This window comes from Williamsia sp. 1138, assembly GCF_002095435.2.
Lineage (GTDB): Bacteria > Actinomycetota > Actinomycetes > Mycobacteriales > Mycobacteriaceae > Williamsia.
On record NZ_MJEJ02000028.1, the window covers coordinates 44,978 to 61,435 of the forward strand.

Annotated in this window: 15 protein-coding genes and 1 pseudogene; 6 read left to right on the top strand and 10 right to left on the bottom strand. The window is 66.7% G+C overall.

Annotated features, from left to right (window positions below):
- Positions 1-19: 19 nt before the first annotated feature.
- The 5 genes and pseudogenes from cofG to typA form a co-directional block, all read right to left on the bottom strand.
- Positions 20-1,288 (bottom strand): annotated as a pseudogene (gene cofG / locus BH683_RS04400) (7,8-didemethyl-8-hydroxy-5-deazariboflavin synthase CofG); the annotation flags it as partial.
- 64 nt (positions 1,289-1,352) lie between these two features.
- Positions 1,353-1,751, bottom strand: coding sequence for a hypothetical protein (locus BH683_RS04405; RefSeq protein ID WP_084835057.1), 399 nt, complete (start codon positions 1,749-1,751; stop codon positions 1,353-1,355).
- Positions 1,751-2,623, bottom strand: a complete 873-nt coding sequence (mshB, locus tag BH683_RS04410) for an N-acetyl-1-D-myo-inositol-2-amino-2-deoxy-alpha-D-glucopyranoside deacetylase (protein ID WP_084835058.1) — start codon at positions 2,621-2,623, stop codon at positions 1,751-1,753. Before mshB ends, BH683_RS04405 begins: the two co-directional genes overlap by 1 nt.
- A 15-nt stretch (positions 2,624-2,638) precedes the next feature.
- Positions 2,639-4,618 carry an ABC transporter family substrate-binding protein gene (locus tag BH683_RS04415; RefSeq protein WP_348639210.1) on the bottom strand — a complete coding sequence of 660 codons (1,980 nt, stop codon included), beginning with the start codon at positions 4,616-4,618 and terminating at the stop codon, positions 2,639-2,641.
- A gap of 69 nt (positions 4,619-4,687) precedes the next feature.
- Entirely contained in the window at positions 4,688-6,598 is a 1,911-nt protein-coding gene (typA, locus tag BH683_RS04420; RefSeq protein WP_084835059.1) for a translational GTPase TypA, read from the bottom strand.
- A gap of 208 nt (positions 6,599-6,806) precedes the next feature.
- Here typA and BH683_RS04425 point away from each other — a divergent pair, with 208 nt between their 5' ends.
- The gene (locus BH683_RS04425) at positions 6,807-6,989 is read left to right on the top strand and encodes a hypothetical protein (protein ID WP_084835060.1); all 183 of its coding nucleotides are present in this window, start codon (positions 6,807-6,809) and stop codon (positions 6,987-6,989) included.
- 16 nt (positions 6,990-7,005) lie between these two features.
- On the opposite strand, the gene BH683_RS04430 is transcribed toward BH683_RS04425, so the two are convergent.
- The 4 genes from BH683_RS04430 to BH683_RS04445 are packed head-to-tail and all read right to left on the bottom strand — an operon-like array spanning position 7,006 to position 11,105.
- Positions 7,006-7,398 carry an NUDIX domain-containing protein gene (locus tag BH683_RS04430; RefSeq protein WP_084835061.1) on the bottom strand — a complete coding sequence of 131 codons (393 nt, stop codon included), beginning with the start codon at positions 7,396-7,398 and terminating at the stop codon, positions 7,006-7,008.
- Positions 7,391-8,428: an ABC transporter ATP-binding protein gene (locus BH683_RS04435; protein WP_084835062.1), complete on the bottom strand. Its 1,038-nt coding sequence runs from the start codon at positions 8,426-8,428 to the stop codon at positions 7,391-7,393. The genes BH683_RS04430 and BH683_RS04435 overlap by 8 nt, the downstream gene beginning before the upstream one ends.
- Positions 8,428-10,110 (bottom strand): iron ABC transporter permease, encoded by a 1,683-nt coding sequence (locus BH683_RS04440; protein ID WP_348639211.1) that lies wholly within the window; start codon positions 10,108-10,110, stop codon positions 8,428-8,430. The genes BH683_RS04435 and BH683_RS04440 overlap by 1 nt, the downstream gene beginning before the upstream one ends.
- A complete protein-coding gene (locus BH683_RS04445; RefSeq protein ID WP_084835063.1) occupies positions 10,074-11,105 on the bottom strand; it encodes a thiamine ABC transporter substrate-binding protein in 1,032 nt (343 codons plus the stop codon). The genes BH683_RS04440 and BH683_RS04445 overlap by 37 nt, the downstream gene beginning before the upstream one ends.
- A gap of 350 nt (positions 11,106-11,455) precedes the next feature.
- On the opposite strand from BH683_RS04445, the gene BH683_RS04450 reads away from it, so the two are divergent.
- The 4 genes from BH683_RS04450 to BH683_RS04465 all read left to right on the top strand — a co-directional run bounded on the left by BH683_RS04450 (position 11,456) and on the right by BH683_RS04465 (position 15,255).
- Positions 11,456-12,187 carry a hypothetical protein gene (locus tag BH683_RS04450; protein ID WP_246833185.1) on the top strand — a complete coding sequence of 244 codons (732 nt, stop codon included), beginning with the start codon at positions 11,456-11,458 and terminating at the stop codon, positions 12,185-12,187.
- Between the two features lie 257 nt (positions 12,188-12,444).
- Positions 12,445-13,320, top strand: coding sequence for a hypothetical protein (locus tag BH683_RS04455; RefSeq protein WP_084835065.1), 876 nt, complete (start codon positions 12,445-12,447; stop codon positions 13,318-13,320).
- A 32-nt stretch (positions 13,321-13,352) separates the two neighbouring features.
- Entirely contained in the window at positions 13,353-14,534 is a 1,182-nt protein-coding gene (locus tag BH683_RS04460) for a lipase family protein (protein WP_084835066.1), read from the top strand.
- Positions 14,535-14,541: 7 nt separating this feature from the next.
- Positions 14,542-15,255: a lysoplasmalogenase family protein gene (locus BH683_RS04465; RefSeq protein ID WP_084835067.1), complete on the top strand. Its 714-nt coding sequence runs from the start codon at positions 14,542-14,544 to the stop codon at positions 15,253-15,255.
- Here the strand turns inward: BH683_RS04465 and BH683_RS04470 are convergent, their stop codons facing one another.
- The gene (locus tag BH683_RS04470) at positions 15,256-15,462 is read right to left on the bottom strand and encodes a PspC domain-containing protein (protein ID WP_084835068.1); all 207 of its coding nucleotides are present in this window, start codon (positions 15,460-15,462) and stop codon (positions 15,256-15,258) included.
- A gap of 183 nt (positions 15,463-15,645) precedes the next feature.
- Here BH683_RS04470 and BH683_RS04475 point away from each other — a divergent pair, with 183 nt between their 5' ends.
- Complete coding sequence (locus BH683_RS04475) at positions 15,646-16,455, top strand: enoyl-CoA hydratase (RefSeq protein WP_084835069.1); 810 nt, start codon at positions 15,646-15,648, stop codon at positions 16,453-16,455.
- The last annotated feature ends 3 nt before the right edge of the window (positions 16,456-16,458 follow it).

Consider the following 16,458-nt stretch of genomic DNA (forward strand, 5'->3'; position numbering starts at 1 on the left):
GTGACGCCGGTGCTGCGTTCTCGTGCCACGGCGTGCCGGTCGGGTTGACGTCGACTGCGAGCCCGGTGTCCGGGTCGGCGAGCGCATGTACGTGCGCACTGATCCGTTCATCGATCCAGGGCGCACCGGTCAGCACGTATCGCGGTTGCGCCGCGACACGTTCGGTGAGTACGTAGCCGGTTCCGGCCGTGATCTGTGCCAGCGCATCGAGATTGGGCCATGGCCGCTCGGGGTTGACGTGGTCCGGTGTCAGCGGCGATACACCGCCCCAGTCATCTACTCCGGCACTGACCAGTGACGCACATTCTTCCGGCGACACGAGATTCGGCGGGGCCTGGATCCGGATGTGGGGTCCGAGTACGAGGCGCGCCACCGCGACGGCGGCAAGGAACTCGTCGAACTCCGCGTCGGCGACCCCACGCATCGCGGTGTCGGGCTTTGACCGGAAGTTCTGCACGATGACCTCTTGCAGATGCCCGAACTCGTTGTGCACCTTGGCCATCTCGAACAGCGAGTCAGCACGCTCTGCCCGGTTCTCCCCGATCCCCACGAGGATCCCGGTCGTGAACGGCACCGCGTTCTTGCCTGCATCGACGAGCACCTGTTTGCGGACCTCGGGGTCCTTGTCCGGACTCCCATAGTGGGCGTTGCCCTTGTCGGTGAACAACCTGCGGGCGGTGGTCTCGAGCATCATTCCCATCGACGGGGCAACGGGTTTGAGCCATGCCATCTCATCACTGGTCATCACACCGGGGTTCAGGTGTGGCAGCAGCCCGGTCTCCTCGAGCACGCGGATCGCGGCGGCGCGGACGTAGTCGAGAGTCGACGCGTATCCATGGTCGTCGAGCCATGCCCTCGCTTCCGGCCAGCGATCCTCCGGACGATCACCCAATGTGAAAAGCGCCTCTTTACAACCCATTTCGGCGCCACGGCGAGCGATGTCAAGTACTTCGTCGATCTCCAGGTACATACCTTTGCCCGCCCGGGCGAGCTTGCCGGGGACGGTGACGAAGGTGCAGTAGTGGCAGCGGTCGCGGCACAGTGTGGTCAGCGGGATGAACACCTTGCGCGAGTAACTGATCTGCCCGCCGCGTCCCTCGGCCTCGAGTCCGGCGTCGCGGACCCGACCCGCATAGGTGCACAGCTCGGCGAGATCGTCGCCCCGCACACCGAGCAGGACGGTGGCCTCGTCCAGGTCGATCGACTCTCCGGCGCGCACCCGATCGAGCGCGCGCGCCACGTCAGCGGGTTCGGGTGGCTCATCGGACGGGTTCACGGCCCCGGGCATAGCCGGATCGGGCAGCAGCGTCGTCTCGGAGGTCACCATCAGATAATGCTCCCTGGTAGCCGGTTCATTCCCTGCCACCCTTGCTCGGGTGCACCGGCGCCGCCTCCGACGCAGGTAGCAGGCCCGCGTAACCCGCGAACATCGGTGCCGCGACACCCAGGGCCAGCAGCACGAACGAACGCCAGTCCTGCGGGATCACCGCGTCGCCGCCGGGACCGCCCGCAGCTGAGACGAAGAAGGCAACCGCGAACGCGACGAGCGCTCCGAACTTCGCAGGCCCTGCGGTCAGGGTCGCGCTGAACCACAGCAATACGTAGTTCGCGAGCCCCGCCGCCAGCGCGCTGATCGGGAACGCCACCGAACCGATGGACAGTTGCAGGAACGCGACGCCGAGGATGCCGACGAGAAAGCCATCGATCCACAGGAACCCGAGAAGGACCTTGCGCATCACCTCGCCCTGCATCACAGCCCTCCGAAAAGATCGGTTTCCCGCCCTACCGGGCCGAGCGGACCGGGTGCGCCGGCCACCAGCATGTAGTGTTCCTCGGCGAATATGGGCTGAATGATGTTGTTCGACAGAGCATATTCGGTGCCGGATGGTGCCACCGTGACCTGCGTCGCGTGTGCAGCCAGGGCCCGGACCTTGCGGTCGTAGACCTCACGGACGTCGATGGCGGTGGTGATCTCGCCGTCACGATGGCTGGGCAGTTCGCCGATCGCCGGCATCCGCCAGCCGGCAGGGACGCGGGTCTGTGCAGAAGCCAGACCGTCGGACAGCGCCGACTCCTCGGTGACCGTCCAATAGTGCTTGGACACCGCCCAGGCGTTGTCGGCGGCAGCGGCGATGTCGATCGCCTCGGCACAGATCGCGTGCACCTGGATGTGGTCCGGATGTCCGTAGCTGCCGACCGGGTCGTAGCCGACCAACACCTGTGGGCGCAGTTCGACGATCAGCTCCGCGAGAACCTCCGCGGGCGCCCGCGACCCTGCTCCGATGAACGCGCGTGGATGGTCGTTCGACGGTGCGCCGGCCATGCCTGAATCACGCCAACGACCGGCACCGCCCAGAAAATGCGGTTCGAGCGGTGTCGCCGGATCGGGGCTGAGCGCCACCAGCGCTTCGGTGAGTTCGCCGATCCGATACCCACCGAGCTGATCGGCGCCTCCGTCGGCCACGAGGCCGCCCCATCGCGCACCGATGACCTCGCCCTCTTCTCCGAGGGTGCAGGTGACCACGGTGACCTCGGCGCCGGCCGCCAGATACTTCGCGATGGTGCCGCCGGTGGTGATGGTCTCGTCGTCGGGGTGGGCATGCACGAGCAGCAAACGGTTCATCGTCTCGATTCGCTTTCAGTTACCGGTCTGCTGCTGCCAGGCCGCGGATCCACCGAAGATACCGGTCTGCACCGGGCCGGTCACCGCGGCTCCGGTGACCAGTGGCGAGACCGCGGTCGTCAAGACGTCTTGGTAGACGGGCAGGTAGACCGACCGTTCGTCGAGCAGTCGCTGTGCTGTCCGCAGATTGTCGGTGGGGTCGTCTTCGGAGATCGCGCGGGTCGCGAGATCTTCCAGTTCGGGGTCGCACAGTCCGGAGACGTTGCTCGTGTACCGCGGCTCGCTTCGCTCGGCGTCGGGAGCCTGCGACGGAGTCGCGCTCGGTGCCGACTCGGGTGCGGTCGTCGGGGTCTCGGTCGTCGGGGTCTGGGTCGTCGGGCTCTGGGAGGTGCTCGGTGTCTCGGACACCCCGGGCACTTCGGTGCTCAGGCATTCGGTGTTCGAGGCGAGGGCGGTGGCCGGGGACTCCCCTGCCCGGCTCCAGCCGACCACGAGGTCGACCCGGCGGCCGGTGAGCGCTGAGCTGTACAACTCGGCGGTCGACAGCGTCACGGCCTCGGCCCGGATGCCGGACCGCCGGAGCTGATCGACGATGTTCGCCGCAGCGGCCCCGGTCCGCGGATCGCCGGTCACCGACGCCACCCGGACGACCAGTGCGTCGCCGTCGCTTTCCTCGACTTCCTGCGCGCCGGCGGGCAGCGGCGGCAGGCTGCTGTTCTCCGATCCGGGCGTGCCCTCCTCGCCCGACGCGGGCGCCTCGGTCGTGGTGGTGGTGGTCGTCGCGCCGGGGGTGCTCTGCGCGGGGGTGGGAGCCGGCTCCACCGGTCCGCGCTGGTATCCCGCCGACGTCAGCCATTGCTCGATCTGTTCAGGTGTCACGGCGGGCCGGGGCACCGGGTAGTAACCCGGGTCGGACGGCGCATACACCGAGTTCTCGGCGGGCAGCACCTCGGTGTCGTCTGCCCCTGCAAAGGTGACGAGCCGGGTGTCGATCGACGCCAGGACCGCGCGCCTGAGGTCGAAGTTGGACATCGACTCGGTCCGCGTGTTGACGGTGACACCGAGCGTGCGTGACTGCGGGACGTTCCCGGTCTGCACGCCGCCGATACTGCCGAGGTTGGCGGCCAGGGCAGGTCCGCCGCTGACCGCGGCCACCCTGGTATCGCCCGAGCGCATCGAGTCGGAGAGCTGACTGGTGGTCCCGGCGCGCCGCAGGGTCATCCGGTCCAGCAGCGCCGGGGTGAGCCAGAACCTGTCATTACGGATGAGCCGGACTTCGTCTCGACTGTGGTCGATGCCGCTGATGGTGAACGGACCGCCCGATGCCGGGAAGCCACTGTCCATACCTGATTGGAAACCGCCGGGTGCGCCTTTGAGGACGTGGGAGGGCAGCAGATCGTTGAACAGTTCGCGCCATGCCGGGTAGGGCGCCGCGAACGTCGCCGTGACCTCTTTGCCTCCTGCGCCACTGCGGACGTCGGTGATCAGGCGGTAGCCGGCCGGGGCCGTCACGTTCGGCTGGCGGCTCATCTGCTGCCAGAGGTAGATGAAGTCTTCCGCGGTGATCGGCAGTCCGTCCGACCACTGCGCATCTTCATGGATGCGATAGGTGACGGTGAACGGCGCCGTACCGGAGACGTCCGCGCTGGTCAGCAGCGCGTTGTCCATCGTCCACACCACGCGTCCGCCCTCGTTCACCGGCCGGAACGAACTGGGCAAGGTCATCGCCGCGACTGCTGTGGTCACCGCGGACTGGTCCGCGGCGAGATGCGGGTTGAACCCGATACCGATCGAGTCGGTCGCCACGTACAGGACCTGCCCGGACGGTTCGGCAGGTTCAGGCGGGACCGAGTTGGTCTGCTGCACGGGGGGCGGCGGATCCGCGACGCAGCCGGTGAGGACGAGCAGGCACGACAACGTCAGCGCGAAAATCCATCGTTTGCCCAATTGCCCGCTTTCCCCTGTCCTACCCGTCGCCGCCGCGGCCCGGTTCACCCGTCAGGGCTGGCGACCTTTCTACCCGAAAGCGTCCCCGGGGCGTCGCCGCCCCGGGTCCGCCGCAGATCAGCTGACGCTCTGGTTGCGAGCCTTGGTCTTCGACCGCTCGCGGGCACGGGTGTTGGAGTCGAGGTTGACCTTGCGCACCCGGACCACCTGAGGGGTGACCTCGACACATTCGTCGTCGGTACAGAACTCCATCGCCGCTTCGAGTTCGAGCTTGATGGGCTTGGCGAGGGTCTCCATCACGTCGGCGGAGGACTGACGCATGTTGGTCAGCTTCTTCTCCTTGGTGACGTTGATGTCGAGGTCCTCCATGCGCGGGTTGATGCCCACGACCATGCCCTCGTAGGTGTCCGCACCGGGCTCGACGAAGAAGGTTCCGCGATCGGCCAGTTGGATCATGGCGAACGGGGTGACTGTTCCCGCGCGGTCGGAGACCAGCGAGCCGGTGTGGCGGGCGCGGATCTCGCCGGCCCACGGGGCGTAGCCGTCGAACACCGCGTTGGCGATACCGGTACCGCGGGTCTCGGTGAGGAAGTCGGTTCGGAATCCGATCAGGCCACGCGAGGGCACGATGAACTCCATCCGGACCCAGCCACTGCCGTGATTGGTCATGTCGCCCATACGGCCCTTACGGGCGGCCAGCAGCTGCGTGACCGCACCGAGGTACTCCTCGGGAACGTCGATCGTCAGGTGCTCGAACGGCTCGTGGAGCTTGCCGTCGACCTGCTTGGTGACCACCTGGGGCTTTCCGACGGTGAGCTCGAAGCCTTCGCGGCGCATCTGCTCGACGAGGATGGCCAGCGCGAGTTCGCCACGACCCTGGACCTCCCAGGCGTCCGGACGCCCGATGTCGAGGACGCGCAGCGAGACGTTACCGACGAGCTCACTGTCGAGGCGGTCCTTGACCATGCGAGAGGTGAGCTTGTGGCCCTTGACCCGGCCGACCAGCGGCGAGGTGTTGGTGCCGATCGTCACCGAGATCGCCGGCTCGTCGACCGTGATCCGGGGCAGGGCGATCGGATGGTCGACGTCGGCGAGGGTGTCACCGATCATGATCTCCGGCATACCGGCCACGGCCACGATGTCGCCCGCGACGGCGACCTCACCGGGGGTCCGCTCGACACCTACGGTGATCAGGAGCTCGGTGATCTTGGCGCGCTCGGTGACGGGCTGGCCATCCACCTCACGCAACCAGGCCACGGTCTGACCCTTCTTCAAGGTTCCCGCGTAGAGACGGACCAGCGCGAGGCGGCCGAGGAAGGCCGACGCGTCGAGGTTGGTGACGTGGGCCTGCAGAGGCGCATCGAGATCGCCCTTGGGGGCGGGAACATACGAGAGCAGTACATCGAAGAGTGCGTCGAGGTTTTCGCCCTCGGGGACGTTGCCGTTCTCGGGCGCCTTCGTGCTGGCTATGCCGGCGCGACCGGAGGCGTAGAGGACGGGCAGGTCGAGAGCGAGCTCAGCGGCCTCGGCGGCTTCGTCGTCGACGTCCGAAGCGAGGTCGAGCAGCAGATCGTGGCTCTCCTCGACGACCTCGGCGATACGGGCGTCGGGGCGGTCGGTCTTGTTGACCAGCAGGATCACGGGCAGCGAGGCGGCAAGGGCCTTGCGCAGTACGAAACGGGTCTGCGGCAACGGCCCTTCCGAGGCGTCGACGAGGAGTACCACGCCGTCGACCATCGACAGGCCGCGCTCGACCTCGCCACCGAAGTCGGCGTGGCCGGGGGTGTCGATGACGTTGATGACGACCTCGGTGCCGTCGGGCTGACGACGGTGCACAGCGGTGTTCTTGGCGAGGATCGTGATGCCTTTTTCCCGCTCGAGGTCACCGGAGTCCATGACGCGATCGACGAGTTCGGCGCGTTCCTCGAAAACGCCCGATTGCCGCAGCATCGCATCAACCAGGGTGGTTTTCCCATGGTCGACGTGCGCAACGATCGCGACGTTGCGGAAATTGGGGGCAGCAGTCACTGAAGTTCTCCGGACGTGAAGTGGGCATGTCAAAACTGTCGAGCAAGTTGCTCAGACCTCTAACAGGGTATCGCGTACCTGCCTCGAGCCGCGAAGCGGAGCTGAGCCAGACTCCCCGATGAGAGCGCCGTCACAGCCGAGACCGAACCCGAATCAAGGTGATGCTAACCTCACTTTCAGCGGACACATCAGACGAGAAGGCAGGTACGTGGGCAAGAAGAAGGCGTCCAAAGTGTGTGGACTCAAGCCCAAGAAAAAATGCTGCCGCAGTTCCACGCGCTGCGTGCGCTGCCCCGTCGTGATCCACAAGATGCAGAAGCTCTCCGGTCAGGGTCTGTCGGAGAAAGAGCTCGGGAAAGCGCTGAAGAAGGTCCGCGACCGCGCCGCCTGAGCCTTTACACAGATGGCTAGGTGAGCAAGCCGGCCAGATCGTCGAGCCAGACCGCATCGGCGGGGACCAGGTCACCGTCGGCCGCCATCTGGCGCAGGGCACCTGCACCCACCCATCGCACCGCCGTGTGTTCGGTGGGCTCGGGATGCCCACCGACCACCGTTGCCAACAGCGCGACAAGCACGAGATCTGCCTTGAGCGGCACCCCGACACCGATCTGATCTCCCGCCCGCACGTCGATCCCGAGTTCCTCGGCCAGTTCCCGTTCCAGGGCCCGGGCGCGCGTCTCGCCCTCCTCGACCTTGCCTCCCGGGAGCTCCCACAAACCTGCGACCTCAGGTGGATAGCTGCGTTGGGCGAGCAACAACAGGCCGTCCGAGATCACTGCTCCGGCGACCACCTCACGCATGGGGCGCCGCCGATCCCGGTTCGGCGATGATCGCAATCCTGTTGGGATCGAGGGTGATACCCACCTCGTCGCCGACCTCCACCCGGATGTCGCTCACTGCGTCGAGTTCGATACCCGCCGTCGACAGGCGCACTCGGACACCGTCTGGCAGCGATGCGACGTGCACCGCGCGCCCGACCGGCCGGCCACTGCCCACCGGACCTGCGATCACCGCCTCGGGCCGCAGGCCCAGTCGCACCGGCCCGTCGGGCAGATCGATCGGCACCGACCCGAGCGAACTGGCGAGCACGCCCCCGCGGACCACGCCGTCGCACAGGGTGGTGCAGCCGATGAACCGCGCGACACTCTCGGTGCGCGGTGTTCGCCACAGTTTTTCGGGTACGTCGTCCTGGATGATCCGACCCGCTTCCATGACCGCGATCCGGTCGGCCATCATCGCCGCCTCGGTGTGGTCGTGCGTCACCACGATCGTGGGCGTGGCGGTGGCGGCGATGACCTCCGTGATCTGCAGCGCGAGTCGTTCGCGCAATTGCCGGTCGAGTGCCGACAGCGGTTCGTCCAACAACAGCAGCCGTGGTCGCGGCGCGAGCGCACGAGCAAGGGCAACCCGCTGTTGCTGACCGCCCGACAGTTCGGCGACCTTTCGGGACCCGAACCCGGCCAGGTCGACGAGGTCCAGCAGTTCGGAGACCCGCTCGGCGACCTCGCGTTTCGGCCGTCGTCGCACCCGCAGCCCGTAGGAGATGTTGTCGGCGACGGTCCTGCCCGGCAGCAGTTGCCCGTCCTGGAAGACGACCCCGAAGTCGCGGCGATGCACGGGGACGGGCGCCAGGTCCACGCCGTCGAACGTGATGGCTCCCCCGGACAGCGGTTCGAGCCCGGCGATCGCACGGATCAGGGTGGATTTCCCGCATCCGGACGGGCCGAGCAGCGCAGTGATCGCAGCGCCAGAGGTGCCGATCGCGAGATCGAGTTCGGTGAGCACCATCTCTGAGCGGTAACCGACTGTCACACCCGACAACTCGAGCATCAGAACTCCCCTCCTTCATCTTTGCGGACGACTTCGATCAGAGCGACCACCGCGGCGGTGACGACCAGCATCATCACCGAGCACGCCATCGCCGTCGCAAAATTCCCCGAACCGGGTTTGGCCAAGGATGAGCCGATCAGCACCGGCACAGTGGTGGTGTCGGGCCGGGCAACGAAACTGGTGGCCCCGAACTCGCCGATGGCGATGACGAATGCGAAACCCGCTGCGGCACAGAGCGCCCGTTTGATGACCGGCAGATCGACGGTCCACCACACCCGTAGCGGTCTGGCGCCGAGGGTCGCCGTCGCCTGCCGCAGCCGGTCATCGACCAGGCCCATCGCAGGGACGAGGATCCGGATCACCAACGGGCAGGCGATCAGTGCCTGTACGGCCGGGACGATGGCCGGGGAGGTACTGATCTCGCGGGGCATCCCCGTCAGGATCACCAAGTACCCTAGGCCCACCGTGACGGCGCTGACGCCCAGCGGAAGCATCGCGACGACGGTCGCCGCGCCCGCCAGCACCCCGCGCGCCCGGGAGAGCGCGAGGGCGCCGAGCAGTCCGAGCACCATCGCGATGACCATGGCCCAGGTGGCGCTGATCAACGAATATTGCATGCTCTGCCACGGCGTCTGACCGTTCACCGAGTCGAACAGCGCCCGGTAACCGTCGAGATTCCAGCTGCCGCCGACCGTGGGCCGTACCGAACGCCAGAGCAGGACGACCAGCGGCGCGATCAGGATCAGCAGGGCCACCGCGACAATCGCGACGATCGGCACCCACTGGCGCCCGTGTGGCCTGCGACGCCGCCGCGGTGCCCCGACCGCCCGTGCGCGGCGACCCAGCACCGCACTGATCGTCACCACCACCGCGACGACAACGATCTGCACCATCGACAATGCCACGGCGGCAGGCAATTTGAAGAAGCCGATGGCCTGGCGGTAGATCTCGGTCTCCAGGGTGTTGTACCGACCGGCGCCGAGGATGAGCACCACACCGAAACTGGTGGCACAGAACAGGAACACCACCGTCGCGGCCGACGCGATCGCCGGAGCGAGCGCGGGGACGGTCACGGTCCGGAGCACGCGCCACCGGTTCGCGCCCAGGGTCCGGGCTGCCTGCTCGGCCCGTGGGTCGATCTGAGCCCAGACCGATCCGACCGTCCGGACCACCACAGCGACGTTGAAGAACATGTGCGCCAGGATGATCGCCCAGAGGGAAGCGCCGATGCCCAGCCATCCCAGCGGTCCGCGGTCCCCCAGCAGCACCGAGAAGGCCACGCCGACGACGACCGTCGGCAACACGAAGGGAATGGTGACGATCACCCGGAACCCCAGCGCGCCGGGCAGTTCATAAGTGGCCAGGACCCAGGCCACGGGGAGACCGACAACCAGGGTCGCGGCTGTGGACGCCGCGGCCTGCGCGATCGTGAACCACAGGAGATCGGCCGCGTTCGCGTCGGAGAGCAGTTGCGGCAGGTTGCGGCTCTCGCCGTCGCCGAATGCCCGCACCGCGAGAGCCAACAACGGCCAGCCGAACATGACCGCAACGAACAACAGGGGTAGGACGCCCAGCAGCGCCAGGCGGGAACCACGCGGACGCCGGAGCGGGGGTCGGCCCTCGACCCGGCCTGCCGTCACCTCGGTCAGCGGCCCATGACGGTGCGCCACTCCTGCTGCCACGCCTCCCGGTTCTCCGCGATGACTCCGGCCGGCATGGAGGCCACGAACTCGGGCTCGGGTGCGTATTGCGCCCATTCAGCGGGCAGCGGTGTACCGGTCCGCACCGGATAGACGTACATCGATTCGGGCAGTGCCGCCTGCACGGGTTCGCTCAGCAGGAAGTCCACCACCTTCTGGCCACCTTCGACGTTCTCGGCGCCGCGCAGCACCCCCGCGTATTCGGTCTGCTCGAAGCAGGTGTTCAGCAAGGCCTTTGTTGTCGGCAGATAGGCGGGCGACGAGGCGTAGGAGACGACGACGGGCTTGGATCCCTTGCCCTCTCCGGCCGTGAACTCCTGGTTGTACGCCTCCGACCACCCGGGAGCGACCGCGACCTCGTTGTCGCGCAGCCGCTGCCAGTAACCTTGCCAGCCGCCTGCGGTCGAACTCGGGTACGCGGCGATGGTCGCGAGCAGGAATGCCATCCCCGGCGACGACGTCGCGGGGTCGAGAACCACGGTCAGACCCTTGTAACGGGGGTCGGCGAGATCAGCGAAGTTCTGTGGGGGTTGCTGCCCTCGCTGTGCGAACCAATCGCTGTCGACGTTCACGCAGACGTCCCCGCGATCGATCGCGGTGAGGCGGTTGGGTTCGGGCAGGGCGTGCTCGTTCGGCCCGAGACCGTTGTCAGGGCTCGTGTAGGGCTCGAGGGCGTCCGCGTCGAGTACCCGCGACGCAAAGGTGTTGTCGATGCCGTAGACGACGTCCCCGCGGGGCGATCCGGCCGTCAGCGCGATCGACGATGACAACTGACCGGCATCGGACTCCTTCACGACCTTCAGGGTCAGTCCGGTCTGATCCTCGAATGAGCTCAGCAACTCGTCGGGCAATGCAAAGGAATCATGTGTGAGCAGCACGACTTCGTCGTCGGACCCCGAGTCGCCACAGGCGCTCAGCGCAGTCGCACCGACCGCCGCAGCGATCAGGACTGCAGCGATTTGGACTCTTCGACGCATGGTGCCTCCAGATAGCGGTGTTCTTCCCTCGTTGATCTAACCAGCACGGGCGAGGTGACCCGCAGTCGAAATGTGACATCACAATTGCATCACCAGCCCCAATCACCCCACCCGTAACAGGCTATGGTCCCGGGGCGGCACCAATCCCCGTCCGAACCCGGACGAATTGTCGGCCGCACTGTTGGCGGCAGCGTCACGGAACGGTTACCGTCAGCACGGCGATACGGAACACAGGCACCTGCGACAGCGGGTTACCAACGCAAGATGGGACACCAAGAACAGTGCTACTGAGTGAGCTGACAGGTCGCGACCGCGGACGTTTCAGGGCTGGGCGCACCGCCCGCCGGACGATGACGGCTGTGGCGATCGCGGCCTGCGCAGCGCTGGCACTGCCGGCGACCGCCTCTGCCGAGCCGACCGCACCACCCGCGCCGAAGATCGATGAGGCGACCCTGCAGTCGCTGGGCGCCTTCGTGCCCGCGATCATCGGATCCGCTGCGACCCCGGGCCCCGACGGCAAGGTCAACGCCGACCTCGTGGCCAACGCCAAGACGCTCGCAGCCGACTCGGGTCTGCCACCGGATCTCGCCGAGATCTGGAACAAGGTCATCAGCTTCCTCGAAGGCACCGGCGGGGGCGGCCCCGCCATCCCCACCGGCGACGGCGCTCCGATCATCCAGCAATTCCTCTACCCCACCCTCGGCCAGGGTTGCATCCCCGGCGGCAACTCCGTCGGTACCGCACTTGCCACCGCAGGTCCGCAGAAAGCCCCCGCCCCGGGCCCCGGCAAAGGTGAAGCCGGATTCGTCTACACCAGCCTCGGTACCGGCCCCGCCCTGAACAACAACGCAGCGCCGCTCACCGTCGCGTGGATCAACGTCGACACCGGCAAGAGCGGCCAGCAGAGCCTCCAGCGCAACGAGAAGATCAACGTCGCCGAGGGCCCCGGCACGTTCACCACCATCGCGAAAACCGGTCAGGGACGAATCATCTCGGCCATCTACGGCAACGTGACCACCAAGACCGAGGGCAAGACGGTCAGCTGCACCATCATCCCGACGGTGGGACTCGCAGTCGTCTGATCGCAGACTCCACAACCACAGCAACAGGCGCCGACCACCAGGTCGGCGCCTGTTCTGCTGTCCGGGGGTGAAAGCCGTCACATTCTCCAGATTCGTTGAACCACAGGAGAAGTGCGGTTGGGTCGCAGTTCTGTCACAGGTAGGACTCGCAGCTTGCCAACTACGCGAATCACATGGTTGGCTTTAACAACCGCAACATTGGCCACATCTGTCACATCCGTAACATGTGGGCCGGTTTCGTCTGTTCAAGGAGAACCATGCCGAACCAACCGCTGATCCGTCGTGGTGTCGTAGCACTCGCGATCGCGGCCTCAGCAGCCGTGATGTCGCCGGCACTCGCAGTGGCCGATCCGGTTCCGCTGGCCGACCTGACCCTGACCGCACCCACGAGCGTCCCGGCGGACAAGGCCTTGTCTGCAGCCATCGCGCAGCTGCAGAAGACCCGTGTCGATCCGGAGGCACTAGCGGCCGCCAAGGCGATACTCGGCGTCGGGTCACAGCTGCCGACGACCATGCCGGTCAAGTCCGAGGTCGCTGCGCCCACCGCGACACCCGCGGCGTCCCCCACCGACGTCCTCACCCTGCTCGCGGAGGCGAACTCCGCTCTGCGTCAGATGGGAATCCAGAGCTTCATCAACCCGTCGGTGGCATTCAATTGCACCGAACCGACGCCGGACAACCCCTTCGGCCTACTGCCCGCGGTCGGTGGAGCAGTACCCGGCCCGTTCTTCCTTCCCGGATTGAAACTCCCCGCGGCCATCGATGCCAACCTGGTCAAAGACGGTGAGACCCTGTTCGGTTTCGTCCCGTCCGGAATCACCAAGGACGGCGCCGCCAGCGGTATGCAGGTCGCGTGGTTCAACGTGAACACGCTGCAGGGCGGGTTCGCGGAGATGGCACCGGTCGGTACCACCCTGGTCGACATCTGGATGAAGAAGGTGCCCGACAACCCCTTCAAGGGACAGATCAAAGCAGCGCTCACGACGTTCGCCAATCGCCTCAGTGTGCCCGGGTCACGTCTGGCCCCGGTCAAGAGCGGTAACGGCACTGTGCTCTCGGCAGTCTTCGGCACCGTCGAGAACGGCAACCGCAGTTGCTTCTTCCTCCCGATGATCGGGATCACGCAGGCTTAGTCCGCTCGGCGCGGACCTTCGTAGGAGACATCATGAAAAGTGTTCACAAACAAGCACTGCGACGTATCGGTACGTGTGGGCTGACCGCGACGGCACTGGCCGCAGTGGTCGCGAGCGGGCTGGGCGCCGGCACAGCTGCAGCCGCGCCCGTACCGACCGGCGGCACCGCGGGCAAGGTCTATGCCAACATCGGCCTACCCGATGACCGGTGGGTCACCGGAGCCGGATCGGCGAACCGGTTCACCTATTGGACCAATGCCGCCGCAGACCGTACCGAGCTCAGCAGCGCCGCGATCTATCTTCCGAACGGCGATGCCCCCGAAGGCGGTTGGCCCGTGGTTGCGTGGGCCCACGACACGGTCGGCCTCGCCGACAAGTGTGCTCCGTCGTGGTCGGGGAGGACGGAGTCGGCAGCGCGGTGGAACGACATCACCCCGTGGCTGAAGAAGGGCTACGCGGTCGTCGCCTCGGACTACGCCGGGCTCGGCACAGAGGGCAAGTTGCCCGATCTGCAGACGACCATCAAGTCGGACAACATCATCGACGCGGTCAAGGCTGCGCACGACATCGCCCCGAACCTGTCTGCCAAATGGGCTGTCAACGGCAATGGCAGTGGTGCCACCGCCGCACTCGCGACCGCCCGCAACGCAGTGAAGCTGCAGGGGCCCGACCTCGATTTCCGGGGAGCGACGGTCACCAGCGTTCCGGCCGACCTCGGCGCTCTCGTGTTGAACGCAGGCCCCGGCTTCATCCCGGTGCCCTTGCCCACCGATCTCACCGCCGAGGTGCTATACGCCGTCGCCGGGATCCGGGCCTCGCACCCTGAGATCAACCTCGATTCTTACCTCAGCACCGAGGGTCGCGCACTCACCGACAAGGCCGTCAAGGTCTGCTCGGCAGAACTCCAGCGGGCAGTTGCCGGAACGAGTTTGAACGAGCTGTTCACGAAGCCGGTGGCGTCGATCCCCAATCTCGGGCCGATCGTCGAGGCGTACCTGGGAGTGCCCGACAGCGGATTCGCCAAGCCGGTCTTCATCGGCCAGGGCTTACTCGACACCACTGTCGTGCTTCCCTACACGCTCGACTTCCTGAACCGCGTGCAGGCCACCGACCGCACCGCCACGATCCGGACCTACCCGGTCGACGGCCCGGGCACCTCGGCCACGGCCCTGCCCGACGCCACCGCGTTCGTGTCGAAGATCCTGGGCGGCTGACGCCGAGATGGGTGTGCCCGGTTGGAAACTGCCGGAACGGAAGATCTTCGTCGCCGCGACAGTCGCGGTATCGGCCGCCGGCGCACTGCGCTGGCGACCGGGTGTCGCGGCGGCCAAGCCAACTGCACTCGCGGCGCTGGCGCTAACGCTGGCACGCGGCACCCGCGGTCGCAGCGCACCCGACAACGCCTTGCTGGCAGTGGCCGTCGGCGCATCGGCGGCCGGCGACTACTTCATGTATCGCGAGGAGTTCGCGACCGGGCCGGACAAAGACCGGTCACTGCAGACCGGCGCGACGATGTTCGGCCTTGCCCACCTCGCCTATCTGGGTGTGTTGACCCGGCACGGCGGCCGTCCGACGAATCGCCGCCTTCTCCCTCGTCTTGCCGTCATGAACGAGGTTGCAGCGCTGCTGATTTTGAATCAGCCGCGCATGCTGCCGATCCTGGGAATCTATGGCGGCACCTTGGCCACGATGGCGGCCACCGCCGCCGACCCGGTCCTCCTGCGTGGTTCGGGCGCCGACCCGACCCGCCTGCTGGCCGCGGGCGGCGTCGTCTTCATGGCATCGGATGCGACCCTGATGAATCGGCGGTACCTACTGCGCGACCCGCTCCTGCGCGCCCTCGCCGAGACCACAGTGCTCTCCACGTACTTCGTGGCGCAGATGCTGTTGCTCGACGGCATGGACGCGCTGAGTCGCCGCGCCGGCTCCCACTGATCAGGCGGCGACCGTGTTCACGTGCCCCTTATCCATCGGGATCACGAGCCACAGAGCGAGATAGAGCACGAACTGCGGACCCGGGAGCAGACACGACGCGATGAACGCCACCCGCACCAGATTCACATCCCATCCGTAACGCCGCGCGATGCCCGTGCACACGCCACCGAGCATCCGGCCCTGGGAAACCCGAACCAACTTGTCCATCACATCAACCTTTCGTCGACCGGGCGGAAATGGTCTCCCGCCTCACCTCATTCACGGTAGGGATCTGATGGCCTCGGCGGCATCGGGGGACGACCCTGATCTTCGGTGTGCCCTTCCCTGACCCCGAGGCCGGTTTTCCCTGATCCGCGTCTCAGGGAATCGGGCACATGCCACGATGGCCCAATGTCTTTCGTAGAGGTCGATCATCCCCGTCCGCACGTCGCCCTGGTGACTCTCAACCGTCCAGAACGCATGAATGCCATGGCGTTTGACGTCATGATCCCGTTCAAGGAGACCCTCGAGAAGATCAGCCGCGACAACGACATCCGCGCCGTGGTGATCACCGGCGCGGGGCCTGGATTCTGTTCCGGCGCCGATCAGAAGTCGGCAGGAAAGATCCCACACATCGACGGACTGACCGCGCCGACCATTGCCCTGCGTTCGATGGAGATGCTCGACGACGCCCTCGGCGCGCTGCGAGCAATGCATCAACCGGTCATCGCAGCGGTCAACGGCGCCGCGATCGGCGGCGGGCTGTGTCTCGCGCTGGCCTGCGACATCCGGATCGCCGGGTCGAGTGCCTACTTCCGGGCCGCCGGGATCAACAACGGTCTCACCGCCAGTGAGCTCGGCCTGAGCTTTCTGCTCCCGCGCGCGGTCGGCACCTCGCACGCGGCGGAGATGATGCTCACCGGGTGGGATGTGCCCGCCGAGGAGGCGGCCAGGATCGGACTCGTCTCCCGTTCGGTGCCCGACGACGCTCTACTGACCGAGGCGTACCGCATCGCGACGAGGATCGCGGAGTTGTCGCGGCCAGGTATCGAACTCACCAAACGCACCCTGTGGTCCGGCATCCAGGCAGCCAACCTCGACGCCCACATCCAGGCTGAAGGTATGGGCCAGTTGTACGTCCGGCTCCTGACCGACAATTTCCAAGAAGCGACGGCAGCCCGAGCAGAGGGCCGGCCGCCGAACTTCTCGGATTCGAAGTAGCCG